The 15,595-nt window shown below is 62.5% G+C and carries 21 protein-coding genes; 18 read left to right on the top strand and 3 right to left on the bottom strand.

Features of this window, described 5'->3' with window-relative positions; genetic code table 11:
• The first annotated feature begins 61 nt into the window (after nt 1–61).
• The gene (locus ETR14_RS27270) at nt 62–340 is read left to right on the top strand and encodes a hypothetical protein (protein ID WP_129393130.1); all 279 of its coding nucleotides are present in this window, start codon (nt 62–64) and stop codon (nt 338–340) included.
• 682 nt (nt 341–1,022) lie between these two features.
• Here ETR14_RS27270 and ETR14_RS27260 read toward each other — a convergent pair.
• The gene (locus ETR14_RS27260; protein WP_129393127.1) at nt 1,023–2,876 is read right to left on the bottom strand and encodes a hypothetical protein; all 1,854 of its coding nucleotides are present in this window, start codon (nt 2,874–2,876) and stop codon (nt 1,023–1,025) included.
• A 455-nt stretch (nt 2,877–3,331) separates the two neighbouring features.
• On the opposite strand from ETR14_RS27260, the gene ETR14_RS27255 reads away from it, so the two are divergent.
• From ETR14_RS27255 to ETR14_RS27225, 7 genes are all read left to right on the top strand, one after another.
• Nucleotides 3,332–3,535, top strand: a complete 204-nt coding sequence (locus ETR14_RS27255; protein ID WP_129393125.1) for a hypothetical protein — start codon at nt 3,332–3,334, stop codon at nt 3,533–3,535.
• A 131-nt stretch (nt 3,536–3,666) separates the two neighbouring features.
• Nucleotides 3,667–3,963: a hypothetical protein gene (locus tag ETR14_RS27250; protein ID WP_129393123.1), complete on the top strand. Its 297-nt coding sequence runs from the start codon at nt 3,667–3,669 to the stop codon at nt 3,961–3,963.
• Between the two features lie 5 nt (nt 3,964–3,968).
• Nucleotides 3,969–4,535, top strand: a complete 567-nt coding sequence (locus ETR14_RS27245) for a hypothetical protein (protein ID WP_129393120.1) — start codon at nt 3,969–3,971, stop codon at nt 4,533–4,535.
• A gap of 122 nt (nt 4,536–4,657) precedes the next feature.
• Entirely contained in the window at nt 4,658–5,122 is a 465-nt protein-coding gene (locus ETR14_RS27240; RefSeq protein WP_129393117.1) for a MucR family transcriptional regulator, read from the top strand.
• Nucleotides 5,123–5,297: 175 nt separating this feature from the next.
• Nucleotides 5,298–5,549, top strand: a complete 252-nt coding sequence (locus ETR14_RS27235) for a hypothetical protein (protein ID WP_129393114.1) — start codon at nt 5,298–5,300, stop codon at nt 5,547–5,549.
• 10 nt (nt 5,550–5,559) lie between these two features.
• Nucleotides 5,560–6,666, top strand: coding sequence for a site-specific DNA-methyltransferase (locus ETR14_RS27230; RefSeq protein WP_129393111.1), 1,107 nt, complete (start codon nt 5,560–5,562; stop codon nt 6,664–6,666).
• A 235-nt stretch (nt 6,667–6,901) separates the two neighbouring features.
• Nucleotides 6,902–7,480, top strand: a complete 579-nt coding sequence (locus ETR14_RS27225) for a hypothetical protein (RefSeq protein WP_129393108.1) — start codon at nt 6,902–6,904, stop codon at nt 7,478–7,480.
• 60 nt (nt 7,481–7,540) lie between these two features.
• On the opposite strand, the gene ETR14_RS27220 is transcribed toward ETR14_RS27225, so the two are convergent.
• Complete coding sequence (locus ETR14_RS27220) at nt 7,541–8,179, bottom strand: response regulator transcription factor (RefSeq protein WP_165356673.1); 639 nt, start codon at nt 8,177–8,179, stop codon at nt 7,541–7,543.
• Between the two features lie 250 nt (nt 8,180–8,429).
• Between ETR14_RS27220 and ETR14_RS27215 the strand changes: the two genes are divergently transcribed.
• The 4 genes from ETR14_RS27215 (at nt 8,430) to ETR14_RS27200 (ending at nt 10,258) form a co-directional block, all read left to right on the top strand.
• On the top strand, nt 8,430–8,753 hold the full coding sequence (locus tag ETR14_RS27215) for a hypothetical protein (protein WP_129393102.1): 324 nt from the start codon (nt 8,430–8,432) through the stop codon (nt 8,751–8,753).
• A gap of 110 nt (nt 8,754–8,863) precedes the next feature.
• On the top strand, nt 8,864–9,262 hold the full coding sequence (locus ETR14_RS27210) for a hypothetical protein (protein WP_129393099.1): 399 nt from the start codon (nt 8,864–8,866) through the stop codon (nt 9,260–9,262).
• A 324-nt stretch (nt 9,263–9,586) separates the two neighbouring features.
• Entirely contained in the window at nt 9,587–9,937 is a 351-nt protein-coding gene (locus ETR14_RS27205; protein ID WP_129393096.1) for a hypothetical protein, read from the top strand.
• A 30-nt stretch (nt 9,938–9,967) separates the two neighbouring features.
• A complete protein-coding gene (locus tag ETR14_RS27200; RefSeq protein WP_129393093.1) occupies nt 9,968–10,258 on the top strand; it encodes a hypothetical protein in 291 nt (96 codons plus the stop codon).
• Between the two features lie 167 nt (nt 10,259–10,425).
• Here the strand turns inward: ETR14_RS27200 and ETR14_RS27195 are convergent, their stop codons facing one another.
• Nucleotides 10,426–10,851 (bottom strand): BLUF domain-containing protein, encoded by a 426-nt coding sequence (locus tag ETR14_RS27195; RefSeq protein ID WP_256370220.1) that lies wholly within the window; start codon nt 10,849–10,851, stop codon nt 10,426–10,428.
• Nucleotides 10,852–11,107: 256 nt separating this feature from the next.
• On the opposite strand from ETR14_RS27195, the gene ETR14_RS27190 reads away from it, so the two are divergent.
• The 6 genes from ETR14_RS27190 (at nt 11,108) to ETR14_RS27165 (ending at nt 15,589) form a co-directional block, all read left to right on the top strand.
• Nucleotides 11,108–11,527, top strand: coding sequence for a hypothetical protein (locus tag ETR14_RS27190; protein ID WP_129393087.1), 420 nt, complete (start codon nt 11,108–11,110; stop codon nt 11,525–11,527).
• Between the two features lie 405 nt (nt 11,528–11,932).
• Entirely contained in the window at nt 11,933–12,166 is a 234-nt protein-coding gene (locus ETR14_RS27185) for a hypothetical protein (protein WP_129393083.1), read from the top strand.
• 103 nt (nt 12,167–12,269) lie between these two features.
• The gene (locus tag ETR14_RS27180; RefSeq protein WP_129393080.1) at nt 12,270–12,707 is read left to right on the top strand and encodes an HAD domain-containing protein; all 438 of its coding nucleotides are present in this window, start codon (nt 12,270–12,272) and stop codon (nt 12,705–12,707) included.
• A gap of 49 nt (nt 12,708–12,756) precedes the next feature.
• Entirely contained in the window at nt 12,757–13,068 is a 312-nt protein-coding gene (locus ETR14_RS27175; RefSeq protein WP_129393077.1) for a hypothetical protein, read from the top strand.
• Nucleotides 13,069–13,159: 91 nt separating this feature from the next.
• Entirely contained in the window at nt 13,160–13,927 is a 768-nt protein-coding gene (locus ETR14_RS27170; RefSeq protein WP_129393075.1) for a hypothetical protein, read from the top strand.
• 339 nt (nt 13,928–14,266) lie between these two features.
• The gene (locus ETR14_RS27165; RefSeq protein WP_129393072.1) at nt 14,267–15,589 is read left to right on the top strand and encodes a hypothetical protein; all 1,323 of its coding nucleotides are present in this window, start codon (nt 14,267–14,269) and stop codon (nt 15,587–15,589) included.
• Nucleotides 15,590–15,595 lie beyond the last annotated feature (6 nt).

Below are 15,595 nucleotides of genomic sequence, written 5' to 3'. Positions count from 1 at the left end.
CGCCCCTCACTCGGGAACACATCGACGGCGGGATGACTTCTGCCGCCCACAGGATTGCGACATGACCACGACCTTCATTCAGACCGTCACCGGCGAGGACCACGGAGACGCCTTTCTCTCCGGTGGGCTCCAGGACATGGCGTCTTACCCGCCAAGGGGCCTTGGCTTGAAGGACCGCTTCCTGCTCGTCGACCGAGCGCCAGGTCAGCACCCGGAGGAAGTCGCCGCTCGTTTGCTCCGCGACGAGACTTCGCCCATCTTTGGAGCGCGCGCACCCGCCGGCTGCATTCCGGTCGACCGCGGCGTTTATCTATTCTTCGGCTGGACGATGCCCGCCTAAGCGGTCGCGCTCGCCGTGGTCCGGCTAGCTCCTCACACCCTTTAAGCATGCTCCCGCAGTGGGCAGCGTCTCGTCGGTTCGGTAAGAAACGGCGGCGCGCCGCCCTGTTGCGCCTCGCTGCTGATCCAAGTTCACCGTCCCGGCCAATCGTCTGCGGCTGAAAGGATCCCCATGCTATTCGAAGATTTCGCTCCAAGCGCCCACTGCGCCGCTACTGACACCATCAGCTTGCCAGCGCCGTCAGCAGAGCGAGCTCGCTCCGCGCGCCTCGAAGTTCGCAACCCCGTGTTGGGCATGCCGGCCGTGCGAACCGCGATAGAGCAACTTACCGACCGGGAGGCGGCAGCCGTAAGGGCGATCTTGCTTGCGATACAGGCGGACGCCCGCGAGCGCGCCGACAAATCGTGGAGCAAGAAGAAGCCGCCGCTCGCGGCTTACTGGGCCGCGGTTGGCGTATACTGTGGGCACATCTCTCGGGCGCTCCGGCGCCGCAAATAGAAATGGCGCCGAGGTATTCCACCCTCGGCGCCATCGGCTATCACAACCTTCGATCGATCGATTACGTCTTGTCCGCCTCACATGCCACGCGGAAGGTTCCACACGTCCAGCCGTTGCCCTCCGCCTGACACTGCCCAGGCAGGTAGCCAGACGGATACTCGCAACCGCCTACTGGCTCGGCCCCTCACCCCGAAGACGGGCAGGATTCCTGCCCCGACCGACTCCCGTCAGTATTCACATGACCATAGGCGGTGATGCCGGAAACCATCTTCTTGCGATCGAACGAACGCCGCGTCTGTTCGACCTTGTTGAAGCTCCCGGACGGGCCGCTCCCATTCATGCCGCCTGCGGGCTCCCAATTCGGGAAGCCGTAGTCTTCCCAGGCTTCACCGGTCCACTGCCAAACCGGCTCGCCAGACCCGTCCACAGACCCACATGCAACAATGGGACATGCGCTCGCGTCCGCCGTAGCAGGTTTCGGATCGGTGCAGGCGCTGTCAGCGGCGGCGGTGCCGTCCGAGCCACGGCAAACCACCGACCGCGTTTGCGTCCGCTGCCCTGTGGTCGAGCAGTCGGAGTAAGGACCCCACGAGCCGATCTCCCAGGAATAGGTGACAGGAGCGGTGCAGGCTTGGCTTTGCGCTGAGGCAGGCTTTGCGCCGGTGCAGGAGCTGTCGGGCGCAGCGGTGCCGTCGGAGCCACGGCACACCACAGATCGGGTCTGCGTCTGCTGCCCTGAGGAACAGGTGCTGTAGGGACCCCAGGAGCTGCTCTCCCACGCATAAGTCACGGTCGGAGTACATGTTTGGCTCTGCGTCGTCGCGTTGCCAGAAAAGCCACACCACGACGTGGGGACCTGCGCACCGTCTGGCGCATTGCAGACGACACTGCGTGACTGCGTGCCGCTGGCGCAGCTGCTCCATGAGCCGTAGGCGGCGGCGCAGCCGCCGAACTGCTGTGAGGTCTGCGTCTCTGTCATATCCATGCCGCGGCTCGTGCACTCGCTGTCGGCAACGGTGGCGCCGTCGCTACGCACGCATTGCGCGTTGCGGGTCTGCGTCGCCTTATCCGAGCACGTGGAGTTCCAACCAGACCAAGTCCCCACTACCTGGTAGGTGCAGCTTCCAAACTGCCCCGACGTCCGGCTTTCGGACATATCGAGCCCTCGGCTAGTGCACTCTCCATCGGCCACGATTGTACCATCGCTGCGTCTGCACTCCGCGTTACGGGTCGACGTCGCGCTCGCGCTGCACGTCGAGCTCCAGGCAGACCACGACCCGACCACCTCATACGAGCAGGTGCTGAAGTTCCCCGTTTCCGTCGCCGCAGGCTTCGGCGCAGAGCAGCTGCTGTCGGGGAGCGTTGCGTTCGTAAATTCCTGCTTACACTCGACAGTGCGCGTCCGCGTGGTCGTCGCCGAACAGGTTCCGTTCGACCAAGCGCTCCATGTGGGTGACACCGACCAAGCCGCGGTGCAAGCCGCAGTCTCGGTCACGGTGCGGTCGTACCCAAGCGCATCCGGGTTGCCCGCTGCAACCAGATCGTAGTCCGGGCGATCGTTGATGCACATTGCGTGGTCGCCGTTGGCCAGCACGGTGTTGTCCGATCGCTTGCAATACGGATCGAACTGCGAGCGCACAGTCCCGCATTGATCGCGACCCGCCTGCACAGTCCGGACCACAGGAGGCTTCACCCAATCATAAGTGCAGCCCGTCAGAACCGTGCACGCCTGCGACGTATTTGCGGGAGCTGCACCGACGTTGGCGGTGCACGACGAAGCGGACTCCGCCGGGCCGTAGCTGCCGCCGCTCAACTGAGTGATGTCCTGGCACTGGTAGGTCGTGGTCCGAGTGCCCGTTCCGCAGGTCGTCGAGCACGTTCCCACCTGATCCAGCCAAACGTAGACCGGATCCATCGTCTGCGAGGAAGTGACCTGGTCGAGCGGAACCCGAAACGCGGGCGTTCCCTGCGCGAGCGCCGCTGCGCCGGGAAAGACCAACGCGCTTGCCGCAAAAAATCCAGCGATCATCTTCGCCACAGACGGTACCTCCCAAAGATTGCAACTATTGTAGCTGTCGTCCACGTGCGGGGAAAGCGCTACCTGCAAAATTCCTGAACCATCAGGCGCTATCCGGGTACGTTTGCCAGCGCAAGTGCCGTTTCTTGGCGGCTGACGGAGCGCGGCTCGGGATCATAGCTTTTCCCTAACGAGCCTTCACCATTATCCACACTCCATCCATGAGACAACCCAACGATGCTGTGGAACTTGATCCCCGGGCGCCATTATCGCGCTGTCCAGCGTCCCCGTCGACCTCGCGATCACCGTTTCTACCTAGGTCCTCGTCGTCGCCGTTTGGTCCCTAAGAATGAGCTCGCATGTCGGCGGGCTTGCCGTGGCTCGCTCAGCAGCGAAGCCACTTCTCTGCTGTTGCGCTATCGCTTCTATCGCTTCAAAAGAGAGAAAGCGTCCTTCGGACGCGTAGGAGTTTTCAGATGGTTTCATACAGACAGATCAAGGTCCTCGTTGACGAGAACCTCCTCAGCTTCGCCACCCCTGAGGCGCTTGGAGAAATGGACGCCGCTCTCGAGGCTCGCCAGAAGCCGAATGCGGGCAGCACCTTTTCTGGCGAAACTCTGGACCTCGCGGAGATCCAGCAGCTACGCGACGCGATCGCGGAAGAGCAATCTAGCAGGTAGCTCGCCGCCGCCGTGTTTCCCATTTCGGCCGCAATTTTTCCTGCTAAGATGCGAGGGGACCCAGGGCGGATGGAGGATGTCGATCTGAGACTTTCTCCGCTCGTGGCCTCGTCAAAGAGCGGAGAAAGTTGATGAAGAAGATTGTCGCAGCGCTGCTGCCCCTCGCCCTCGTTGCCGGCTGCGGCCTTTTCGACGACGGAGAGGGCAAGGTCTACGGACCCGAGGATTACAGCCACTTCAGCTCGTTCTTCAGCATGAATGAGTCCTCCGCCAAGGAGATGACGGTCGACGGCGGCAACGGCATCGTCGCACCGACGAAGGCAGATCCGGTTGCCGCGCAGCTCAGCGCCCGTGCGCCCATCGGGGATGCCACAGCAGCTGCGCTCACTGCTCAACCCGCCGATTCACCCGCGGTTGGGGTTCGCTAAAGGGTATGACGACAGACGTCGCCGCGAAGCCAACCGACTATCGCTGGCCAATCCACTCGATCGACTTTGAGGCGTCCGGGCTCGGGGCGGCGACCTACCCGATCGAAGTAGGTCTGTCGACCTGGAGTGGCCCGCTGAAGCCCGTTCGCACTTGGTCGTCCCTGATTTGCCCTACGGAGCGTTGGCACCTGCGAGGCTCGTGGCATCTCGAAAGCGAGCTAATCCATGGCATCTCTGCTGGCGATCTTCGCGCCGGGATCACGCCCGGCGCGGCCATGAGATTCCTCATCCGCACCATCGGAGGAGGCGGCGTCGCGCTATGCGACGGCGGGATCCACGATCGCTACTGGCTCAGCGAGCTCGTCGACGCCGCCAGCATCCCTCTTCCATTCTTCCTTGCTGACTGGGATCCTTTGTACGCTCCGTTTAGCATCGACCAGTACCGAGCCGCGCACAGCTTTCAAGCGGCCAACCCAGCGCCGCATCGGGCCGGCCGCGACGCGGAAATCAACTTGCTCGCGTTCGCTGCGGGCCTCGGCTTGGCACCAAACATCGCAGAACAGCTGCCATAAGCCGGCAAGAAAGTAGTGCAACGCTACGTAAAACATAAAGGCTAGCCGATTCTGCCTTGTGCCGTTCGATGGCGTTCCTTACGCAAGAGGTCCTCGAAACAGCCGCTAGAGCAAGGATGCCCATGGCACTCACCGATGAATCTTCTGAAACCATGATCCAGCTGACTGCAGACATCGTGGCATCCCACGTGTCCAACAATAGCGTTTCACCGACAGATCTTCCCGTTCTGATCAAGAACATCCATGCGGCCCTTACTGGCCTCACCGCAGCTCCTGCGGAGCCTCCCGCGGAAGAGCTGAAGCCCGCCGTGTCCATTCGGTCTTCTGTCAAGCCGGACTACATCATCTGCCTCGAAGATGGCTGCAAGCAGAAGATGCTGAAGCGCCACCTCCAGTCTGCGCACAAGCTGACGCCCGAGGATTATCGCCGCAGATGGGGCCTTCCCGCGAGCTATCCGATGGTTGCGCCCGACTATGCAGAGCAGCGGCGCGCGTTGGCCCACAAGATCGGCCTTGGTCGTAAGCCGTCAGCGAAGCCCGCCGCAAAAGCGGCCCCGAAGGCAAAGCGGACAAGCCGCTCGCGCTGAGATCTACCAGATCTACCATTTGAGAGGCCGGGACACGCTCCCGGCCTCTTTCTTTGCACAAGACCGATCCCACGGTCATCCGTACGCGTGACCACGGCAGTGGAATTATTCGGCTGAGGTTGAAGACCGGTGGCCTAAAGAAAGGGCCTCCTGCCCAGCGAAAGACGGATCCGCTATGCCCATCGACAATGACAGCCGCTTACCGCCGCGCATTGAGCCTGCTCGTGCCGCTCTCGCCGGCGCGATCGTCGAGCAGGACTTCAGCGGTGCGGACGCTCGCATCGAGATCTCCAGTGTTCCAGAGGAACAGCCCCTTCGAACCGCTGGCATCTGGACGATCGTCGATCAATACGACGATCGTCACCTGGTCGAGTTGAACTGCGACACCTGGGTCGCCGTCAATCCGGCCGGCGTCGCCAGCTTCTGAGGCAAAGCACATGATCACCAACGCCAGCGCATCGCTCTCCGCCATCGAGCGTGCCGTCCTCGCTGACCTCCAGACCATGACCTATGATGAAGTGCGTGCGAAGCACGGCTGGTCGCGTGGCAAGATCTATGCCCTCGCTTGCCGCGAAGGGGCACGCAAGACAGAGGCCAAGATCCGCGAACGTGCTGCCGATCGCAAGGCTCGGCAGCAGGAGTTCCTGGCCGAGATGATCGACCAGACGGCAACCGCCGACGTGCTCGACTACCTCGACAGCATGCCGGACGGGTGTGCCCAGCTCGTTTGCACGTCCCCGCCTTACAATGTCGGCAAGAAGTACGGCGAAGGGGCCGGCGCCGACACCATGAGGCATGTTTACTACCTCGGCTGGCTTATGCAGATCGTCTCGGAGGCGGCCCGTGTCCTTGCGGACGGCGGCGTCCTGTTCCTCCAGGTTGGATCCACGCGGGACGAGCATGATCATCTCATGCCGCTGGACATCGCCGTCTACGACTTCATTCGCAAAACGGGGCTGACCTTCCAGAATCGGGTGATCTGGACTATTCCCCACGGCCTCACCCCGCGGCGGCGCCTTGCTGAGCGGCACGAGACCGTTCTCATCTTCTGCAAGGGCGATCGGCCGCGGCACTTTCATGCCAATCCTCTGCGCATCCCGCAGAAGGATCCGGGCAAGCGGGCTTTCAAAGGACCCAACAAGGGCGAGCTCTCGGGTCATCCTTTGGGCGCGTGGCCTTCCAACGTCTGGGCGATCCCCAATGTCGGCCACAATGCCCCCGAGCGGACCGGCCACCCGGCGCAGATGCCATCGGAATTGGTGCGACGCGCTATCCACCTTTACACCGTCCCTGGCGATCTCGTCATCGACCCTTTCTCGGGATCAGGCACCACCCACGCCACCTGCGTTGAAACGGCCAGGCGGTTCAGCGGCTGCGATCTCTTCTATGGCGACCTGCGAGCTAAGCGCTTGGCCGCGACCAAGCTTGCAGCCGTTTGCCCCCTGCCTGGCGTGACACCGGAAAGCATCGCTGTCTGGCAGGCTGAAACCGTGCGCGTGGACCACGATCCTTCGCTCCAGCTCGACTTCCTTGCGGTCGCCTAATCGAAAACAAGAAAGCCCGCCGGAGGAGTGACTTCCGGCGGGCTTTAGCGCGATCAGACACGCTGCGGGGGAACCGTTTCCGCACCTGACGCGATGTGTTGAGGAGACCGGCTGACCACCATTCCTCCTGCCATACCATGGTACCAGCTCATGCGGCCGGGGCAACCTGCCTCCTCAAAATTAGCTGACGGAGACCGAGCTGGTTTTCGTTCTGGAACACGAAAAGGAAACGCCGATGTCACTCCTGGGCAAACGGGTGCTCTGGTCAGCCACCCTTCCCTGCGCGGCGCGCGACTGTCAGAAGCGCACCTCTGTTGCTTTCGCCGATCTCTTCCACCTCCAGGTCCCCGGGCCTGTTGGTGGCAGCGAACGTCGCGTCGGCTTTGCCTGCGCGAGATGCGGCTACTTCAACCCCATTCCAGCCTCCATGTTGCCGCGCGGCACCAATCTCGCCTCGGTCCCGTCAGCGTTCACCTACATGGGGTGGACGGCGAACCGATTGGCGGGCGACCTTCTCGACGGAGGTGCACCGACTGATCGGTGGGTCACCGGCGAAGACGCTCTTCGTCGCCTCGTCGATACCATCAACGGCGTACGCTCGCGGCCGGCTGCCCTCGCCGCACTTGCATGGGATGGCACCGTGGCGGCCGACCAACTGCGTCTCTCCGGTCACCGTCTACTCGACAGTTTCGACCGCGCCGACTGCAAGGTGTTCGCCGCAGCCTATATCTCCGAGGGTCAACAGATCCGCGCCGCCGTGTTCCACTGCCAGTTCGGGGCCTTGATCGAACGGCGAAACGGCTTGCTCCGCTAACGAGCCGTGCAGGACTCCCGTTTCGCCGGATCTACCCTCACCTCGCAAGGCTGAGGCTGCTCACGCGGTCCGAGCGACCTTCCGAGCGGTTGGGACCACTCCAGCTTCCGCAGCCATCAGGATCGCCTCGGAGAGACTCCCGACGCCCAGCCGTGTCATCATGTTCTGGCGGTGCATCTCGACCGTCCGAACGCCAACACCCAGATTCTGGCTCATCTGCTTATTGCTTTGGCCATCGACGAGCTGCTGGAGAACCTCGCGCTCGCGCCGCGTCAACGATTCCACCTTAGCCTTTGCGCCATTCGCTCGCTCCGCCTCGGCGTCCTTCGTGGCCATAGCGTCGAACGCTTTGCTGATGACACGGATCAACTGCTCATCATTGAACGGCTTCTCCAGGAAATCGAGAGCGCCTTGCTTGATGGCGGCGACCGCCATCGGGATGTCGCCATGGCCGGTCATCATCACGATCGGCCATCGGCATCCTTCTTCAACCAGTCTCTCGAACAGCTCCATGCCGTCGATGCCCGGCATCCGAACGTCAAGCACGAGACATCCAATTTCCAGGGAGCCGTAGCTCTCAAGGAACCTGGTACCGGATTCAAAAAGCTGGGGCCGGTACCCGGCAGATCTCAAAACGAACGCGAGACTCTGACGGACCTGCTCGTCGTCATCGACGACGTAGACAATCTTCGACTGCACCAAAAACTCCGTTGATGGTCCCATCTACGTGGCCCCAGCACTGCGGGCAATAGCCTGATCGACAGGCCGCCCCGGACGTCCCGCCGATCGCAGCGGAACCGTCTGGAAGTTTTGATGATCACCCCCACCGCTGATGCGGTCGCCGGCGACCTCCATCCGCCAGCAGAGAAGCTGACCCACAGCTGGCTTCACCGCGGATCAGCACCAGGTTTCGAGGCATGGCCACGAGATCTGACAAAGGAGAAAAATCATGATCATCAACTTCGCCGCGATCCTGAGCTTCATCGATTCTGCCGACAGCATCATCGGTGTTGCCAGCGCGATCGTTGCCGCTGCCCGGGCTCTCCGGGCTATCCGGCGCGCTCTGGCGCGGGCCCGCGAGCGGCGAGCCCGCCGGCGGCGTCAGCTGCAGCAGCAGCGGCGGCGGCCTCGGGGCCGGCGCCGGTCGCGTGGGCGCAAGGCCGACTCTGCAGGCATCGGTCGCCCATGGCTTTATCAGCCCGCGAACATGCGTCCGCGACGGAGGGCCGCCGCGGACGCTTCTATCCAGTCCCCGTGGGCGATGCTCGGATAAGGATCCAGCTGAGGGAGATGAAAGGGAGACATTTTTCCTCCCAATCGTCTCCCTCTCGCTATGATGAGAGCGAGGCTTCGGATCATTAAGGTTCCCTTGGAGATCAGCCGATGAACATCACCCAGTGCACCAACGCGAACCAGCTACGCCAGCGTGTCCGCCTTGCGTTCACCCAATCCGTCGACCTGACCCGGGCTTTGGTCATCAAGACCAACAACCACGCTGCGACGGTCGAGGCGATCCAGATGTTCGCGAGAGAGCTCGGCGCCCGCGCGATCCTGCTGACGATCGCGGGCAAGATCACCGAGGAACAGCATCAGCAGCTCCGCCGCCCTGGTCCCCGTCTCGTTCTCCTCGACGGCCTCGAAACGATGGCGCCACAAGATCTGAAAGAGATGCCGGCCGCGCTGCGGCAAGGCGGCCAAGCCCTCCCCATTATCGTCAGCGCGTCGCAATCTGTAGACGCGCCGGCCGCGGCTAACGACGCTTCCACCGAGGTCGCCGTCTGACGACCCGATCGCGCGCGCCCCTAGCTCGCCTCGCAGGATTGATCCCCGCCTCTCGCAACGCTATCCTACTAGGCGAGCCTCCCCCCGACTGAAGCACGGCTTCTGGAACCCGGCGGTTCGCTTCCCCGGGTTGCCTTTAGCAAGCAGATCTTGGGTGGGAGGTTCACCGACCTCCCACCATTTCTTCTATATCGAGAAGGTCTGGTTTTTCCTGTCCCACGGGCAAGCCACGGACAGGAGGAAATCATGGCATTTGGACGGCAGCACGCGCAGCAGAAGCCTGCGCCCATTGCAAAGAGCGGATCGGCGCCCCTCCGCGCGACAATGTACTTCGCGTACCGCGGAGACGCACGCCGAGACATTCGATCGCTCACGACGTTCGAGGCGATCCTCGCGGGCGAACGCACATCAACGACACGGTACCCGGATTGGCCGGGCTACGGACGTTGGGAGCGGCTGCAGCCAGGCGAGCACGTGCGCTTCTTCGAAGATCGGCACATGACGGGCCGCTTCGTCGACGTTGTCGTCGACAGCATCGAGCCGATAAACCTCGCCACCTGCCCGGCGGAGCGGCTCGAGGCGTGGAGCAAGGCAGAGGGTTGGTCGCCGGCGTACGGCCGCCGGTCTGGCCGTCAGCACGGCCCGGGGCTGCAGATCCGGTATCGACCGGTCTGATACGACACTCAGAACAGAGAACGCAGGATCATGACATCTCGCTCGATCAAGTTCGGAACGCTTGCGCGCGTCGTCGGGGCGGTGCTCTTCGCCGCCCTTACGGTCGCGAACGCCATAGCAGCAGACCGTCTCCTCGCCGGTTTCGTCGCGGCCACGGCAGCCGCCGCCTCTTTCACTTTCCTCGCCCTCTTTATCAAAGGCTTCGCAGAGCGCGATGAGCGATGGCGATTCGCGGCGTCATCCGGACTCGGCAACGCTGCGCTTGGCCTTTACCTGCTCTCAAGCAGCGTTCTGACAATGAACGAGGGCCTCCCACGCTAGGCCTTTGTTGTCGTAGGCGCCTGTTTCGCCGCGTCCGCGACACTACGCCTGCGGGCACTTCGCTCCGGCTCCTACCTTGCTCGCTTTGAGCCGAAGACACGCTTTTCGGCCCGTGCTCTGCTAGACGAGGCTCGTCGGGAGGCTGCATCAAGGCGACAAGAGCGTAGTCACTCCTCCTCACGAACGAAGCATTGAATCAGCAGAAGCAGCTCGCTGATGACGCCCTGCCGCTCATGCTCCGGAAGTGACCCCCTCAGCAACGGCGAGATCTTCTTGTCGACATACTCCGCGGTGCCGGCGTAGGCCATGCTCCAGTCTGAGAAGAAGGCCTGCTCACGATCCTCTGTCCAAACGACCGTGACCTCGGTATGACGCCGATCTCGTTCGATGCTGGCCATCACGTCGAAGACGGCATCACGGCGACCCTCCAAAATCTGGGCGAAGTGCGCATCGGTCGCGACCAGAGCACCCGAGATACCTAGATCAGCGTTTCGGGATCGCGCGACCTCCACGATAGCAGCAATCCCCCCCGCAACCTCTTCCGGCTCGAGCGTCATTCTGCTGACATACAACAATGACGTAACCAAACGCACCTCCGACCAAACTAGCCGGCCCCCCGGGCACGACCCCCCGGCGCTACTGTTACGACAAGCTCCAAAATGGGTCTATCGCTCTTTTGTCGGATTCAGAGCCTTCTTTCGCGCAAAATCAAACGCCTAGCCGTCGCGCCGGCAGAGCATTGATGACGGCCGGTCGTGAAAAGCTACAGGCTTGATACGGTGTCGATTGGCCGACCTCCAGATAGCCGTTCGCGCGCGGATCCCATTCCCAGCACCAAAGGATTAAGTCGTGCATATTCTGCCGATTGACGCGCTTCTCCGGCCCTCAGCTTGGGACGCTAACCATCTTGAGAGCTACCGGCGGCTACTCTGGTCTACATCATCCTGGCGCAACAACTATTCGGCCTATGAGAGACGTTTCGGCGCAGGCTCATACAGCCGCCTCTGCGCCGCATTTGCCAATGCCACAATCTATCTCGACCGCCTTGGCGTGATCGAAGTCAACGACCTGACGATCATCCAAGCCTATTTTGATCAACCGCGGCGCACATACACTGGTCACGATGACAAGATGGACTTCAAAGGTCCTCGACGGCGCCTAGCTCAAGCCCTCCTTCTTCCAGACCTGGGAAAGCGACGCCTGTTAGAACACGGAATCGATCTCGAGGCAGAAAGCGCCAAATCGGCGCCGCTGCCAGCTGCAGCTTGACGCCTGCGGCGCACCAACGCCCTCCTTCCCGACCTATGTCGTCGCAGGGCAGTTTGCACGATAACGCGATAACGCGATAACGCGATAACGCGATGCTGGCCCCGCGTCCGGCCAGCACACCGGCGCCCCGACTACCGGAGCCGCCTGGTCGCACGTTGCACCGCTCCCGTCCTCCGGGGCTCACGGCAAGCTGAAGATTGCCCTCGCGCGGTTCTAACGATGCCGCTGGATGCTCGGCCGGCAGATCAGCCGCGAAAATTTTCCCGGCAATCTTCCTGCTCCCCACATTGATCGCTAAAGTTAGAGGTACTGGTTCCGGCAGGAAAAAGACGGCGATTGCCGTTCGTCGCCAGTTCCGGCCTCGACAGGTGCAGATCGCACCTGTCTCTCACATGAAGGGAAGACATGAAGAAGCTCTCGATCCTGGCTGCCGCCGCAGCCCTTTCCATGACCGCCGCGGCACCAGCGCTCGCGGCATCCGCTCCGGCGGCTGCACCCGCACCGGCCGCCGAAACCGTGACCGGCGGCTCGGAGCTGAGCACGGCTGGTGGCATTCTGGCGCTGATCGCCACCATCGGGCTGATCATCGGCTTGCTCGAGCTCACCGGCAACAGCGACGACGAGCCTGTCACCCCGTAAGCCGCTCACAATCGATCGCAGCAGAAGCCCCGGACGCTCCCGCCTCCGGGGCTTTTGTTTGTCCAGCGGACCAAGGTCGCCCCTTCTGCAGAGAGGAAATCGAATGATCGTCTATCTCGATATCGACGGCGTGATAATCCCCAAGGGGTCGGATCCCAACGTGATCTCTCCCGACTTCGCAGCGCGGCTGACCCGGATCCTCGATGCCACTGGCGCGCGGATCGTCGTCTCTAGCCATCGGCGCCGGTCGCCTCACGCGGTGCGAGCGCTGCTCACCGCCAGTGGCGTCGCCCGCGATCGGTTCGCGGCCGATCCCTTCACGGCGCTCGTGCTTCCGGACCTCGACGACGACCTCTCGATCCGGGGACAGGAGATCGCTCGCCACGTCCAGCGGAACAATGTCGAGGCCTACGTCATCCTCGACGACTGCCCGTGCTTACCCTCTCAGGCTTCCCTGCACGTTCAGACCGACGATCGCCGCGGCTTGAGTGACGTAGATGCGGACGTCGCCATCAATATCCTTCGACCGATATTCAGCTGACCCGCGGAAACCCGCTGCCAGTCCTCCCTCCGCACGCAAAGGTTCAACCATGGATAGCCGCCCCACCTATCATAACGGCATGGTCATCCCCCTTGCGGTCGCCCGGTGGTTCTTCCTGAACCCGGTTGACCGCATCAGCCTCATCCCAGTGTCCCAGCGCCGGGACGATGCTCCCGGGCATATGCGGTATCACTCCGGTCGCAAGTCCATCCTCTGGCACAACTGGGGTATTTCTCTCACCAAGGGGACCGACCGTCAGGGACGCGCCTCCCTGGTCGACATCGACTGCCACGACGAGTTGGCCGAAATTGTCGCCTGGGAAGCTCGCCACGGCCAGGCGAAGCCCGTCCCTGTCAGCTGACGTCCCCTCCCGGGCAGCTGCGATTGGATCTTTCCGGTCCCTTAAGCCCCGACGGACTATCCTGTTGAGACTCAAGCAGGGGAAAGAAAGAATGAGACTGATCATTGCGTTCGTCATGACGCTCTTATGCGCGGCGGCGCCGGCCGCCGCGGCGAAGTTCGACATGACGTTTCGGGCCGGCGAAGGCCAGGAGCTTCGCATGCAGGACGGCGTCGGCGCGGTCGACAGCCACGCCGAGAAGACGTCGGTCCGCCTCGTCCAGCAGGACGCCGCCATCAAGAAGCGTGGCGCGATCCAGCTCCAGGTGATGAATCACGGAGACAAAGCCTTCAACGTCGGCCCGGAAAACGTACGAGCTGTGCTGAACGACGGTTCGCCGATCGAGATCATCACCTACGAACGCCTTCGGAAAGAGGAGAAGAAGCGCCAGATGTGGGCAGCCGTCGCGGCGGGTCTCGCAGCGGCCGGCAACAACATCAACGCGTCGAACGCGGGCTACAGCAGCGGCGTCGGCACCTATCGGACGACGACCTACGGGTCGTATGGCTCCGCTCGAACCTACGGCACTGCGCGATGGTCGAGCTACAACTCGGGCGTCGCCTATGCGGCTCAGTCGCAGGCCAATGCCGAAAATCGAGCGATGTTCGCCAATTTGGCGGACCAGAATGCAGCTCGTATGGACGCACTGCGGGAGAATATGCGAACGAGCACGGTCGATCCGGATGATTTCTTTGGCGGCCAGATCGTCTTCGAGCTGCCGAAGGCTGCCCGCAACGGCAAGAAGCCGATACCGGTGACCTTCATCGTCACGATCGATGGCGAGGAGCACCGGATCGCCGGCACCCTTACGCCGCGTTGACCGATGCAGATTGGGGCCGCTCCCGGGCGGCCTCCTTCTGCCCACAGGACCCGTGCCTTCGCCTCGGGATGTTGTCCTCGCAGGGAATGAGGAAATGGGAGCGGATCCCCGACGAAGCGCCACGCTGTGACGCTTCCTCCGGCATCCGGCCAAAGGCTCGACGGAGCCTCCCGCACGCAGGGACGATGGTCCCCACGGGCAATCCGTTCGCAAGATCAAACGATCCCGAGGACATCACCTCCGTAATCATCGCCTCTTCAGCGGCGCGGATGCGGGAAACGCGTGCACCCGAGGCGGCCCCTGGCCGTCGCACTTGTCTGCGCCCTGAAAGGGACGACCATGACCAACACCACGACTGCCGCTCGCGCGCTTGCTGCGAACCTTTCCGCTCGCGCCATCGCCATCAAGCACGTGCAAGCCCTCGATCTTCTCGCCGCCGGCGCTGGGCTCGCAAACCGTCACGTGCTCGCGCAACAGCCTTCGCTTCCGAGCATCAAGCGCGTCAACATCGCGCTCCTCTCATCAACCGCCACGGTTCTCGCGCGCCACGATCTCCAGCGCCGACAAATCATCATCGACGAAACGTCCGCCGTCCTTGCGCCGGCCGCCGCTTTCAAGGAACTCCTCGAGGTCGAGAACATCCGGATCTCGATCGCGGAGATCGAGAGTCCTGACCTATTCCTCCAGACGGACCGCGGAGAGGGCTTCGTCAAGGACCTCTGCAACGACCTCTACTACTCGCGGTACAGCCGCTACTCGAACGATGGCCCCATGAGCCTCAAGCAGGGCAACGAGCTGGCTGCGATGATCCTGGAGGCGAAGGCAGCGCCGCTTACCGAAGATGGTCCCTCCGATCCCGTCGAGGCCGCTATTGCCAGGTTCTTCCGCTTCGGCGAGGAGACCGATGACTTCTGGTACGGCTCTGGGCGGTCAGAAGTCGAAACCATCGTTCAGAAGCTCGCCGATGCGATCGAAGAACTCGAGATCGACGTCGCGCTGGACGTGGACGATTGGGTCAGCGCTCTCGAAGATCCCGTCTGCCAGCTACTGGCCGACGAGGATGACTCAGAGGCATCCGATCTCCTCGGAAGCTATGACAAGTGCGAGGTCAACTTCTTCCTGATCCCCCAAGGCTATGTCCTTGACCAGATGGTGCGCTCGCACAAGCCGTGGCCGGACTTTGCGCACTTGGGAGTGGGGCCGGAACTGCAGCACGCCCTGTCATCGCTCGGCTACACCGTTGCAGAATACCGCCGCATGTCTGGAAATGGTCGCGAGAACGACGAGCCCCTACTTCATGGCCTCAAGAAGCGTTCCGAGCCGCTGGTCACCCCGACGGAGCTCAAGGAGCTCGTCGAAAATGCGTGCTCCGATTACTTCGCATTCTCTCTCTACGCCGTGATATCGATCCAGGACCTGATCAAGCTGGATCTGACGAAGCCAATCACGTTTAGCCAGGCCGCGATTTCCGTCTCGCATCCGTACTCGGGCACGTTCTACGACACGATCAAGAAGCACCCGATCACCGTCTTGCCACGAGAGGGCGGCCTGTTCGCGAACGTCGGCTATTCGCCGGCCGATTCGTGCGGCCTCTACACGCCTGCCTACGCTGCCTCTCTGTCGAATCCGCAGCCCGCAGCGCGCGCCCTCGAACTCGCCTAACTCTTA

The organism is Sphingosinicella sp. BN140058 (genome assembly GCF_004135585.1).
Taxonomy (GTDB): Bacteria; Pseudomonadota; Alphaproteobacteria; order Sphingomonadales; family Sphingomonadaceae; genus Allosphingosinicella.
The sequence above is the reverse complement of the archived record's forward strand: the minus strand, read 5'-3'. Positions and strand labels throughout refer to the sequence as shown.

Coding starts and splice junctions, on each gene's coding strand:
- ETR14_RS27270 (WP_129393130.1), top strand. CDS start 62: ATGACCACGACCTTCATTCAGACCGTCACCGGCGAGGACCACGGAGAC.
- ETR14_RS27255 (WP_129393125.1), top strand. CDS start 3,332: ATGGTTTCATACAGACAGATCAAGGTCCTCGTTGACGAGAACCTCCTC.
- ETR14_RS27250 (WP_129393123.1), top strand. CDS start 3,667: ATGAAGAAGATTGTCGCAGCGCTGCTGCCCCTCGCCCTCGTTGCCGGC.
- ETR14_RS27245 (WP_129393120.1), top strand. CDS start 3,969: ATGACGACAGACGTCGCCGCGAAGCCAACCGACTATCGCTGGCCAATC.
- ETR14_RS27240 (WP_129393117.1), top strand. CDS start 4,658: ATGGCACTCACCGATGAATCTTCTGAAACCATGATCCAGCTGACTGCA.
- ETR14_RS27235 (WP_129393114.1), top strand. CDS start 5,298: ATGCCCATCGACAATGACAGCCGCTTACCGCCGCGCATTGAGCCTGCT.
- ETR14_RS27230 (WP_129393111.1), top strand. CDS start 5,560: ATGATCACCAACGCCAGCGCATCGCTCTCCGCCATCGAGCGTGCCGTC.
- ETR14_RS27225 (WP_129393108.1), top strand. CDS start 6,902: ATGTCACTCCTGGGCAAACGGGTGCTCTGGTCAGCCACCCTTCCCTGC.
- ETR14_RS27215 (WP_129393102.1), top strand. CDS start 8,430: ATGATCATCAACTTCGCCGCGATCCTGAGCTTCATCGATTCTGCCGAC.
- ETR14_RS27210 (WP_129393099.1), top strand. CDS start 8,864: ATGAACATCACCCAGTGCACCAACGCGAACCAGCTACGCCAGCGTGTC.
- ETR14_RS27205 (WP_129393096.1), top strand. CDS start 9,587: ATGTACTTCGCGTACCGCGGAGACGCACGCCGAGACATTCGATCGCTC.
- ETR14_RS27200 (WP_129393093.1), top strand. CDS start 9,968: ATGACATCTCGCTCGATCAAGTTCGGAACGCTTGCGCGCGTCGTCGGG.
- ETR14_RS27185 (WP_129393083.1), top strand. CDS start 11,933: ATGAAGAAGCTCTCGATCCTGGCTGCCGCCGCAGCCCTTTCCATGACC.
- ETR14_RS27180 (WP_129393080.1), top strand. CDS start 12,270: ATGATCGTCTATCTCGATATCGACGGCGTGATAATCCCCAAGGGGTCG.
- ETR14_RS27175 (WP_129393077.1), top strand. CDS start 12,757: ATGGATAGCCGCCCCACCTATCATAACGGCATGGTCATCCCCCTTGCG.
- ETR14_RS27170 (WP_129393075.1), top strand. CDS start 13,160: ATGAGACTGATCATTGCGTTCGTCATGACGCTCTTATGCGCGGCGGCG.
- ETR14_RS27165 (WP_129393072.1), top strand. CDS start 14,267: ATGACCAACACCACGACTGCCGCTCGCGCGCTTGCTGCGAACCTTTCC.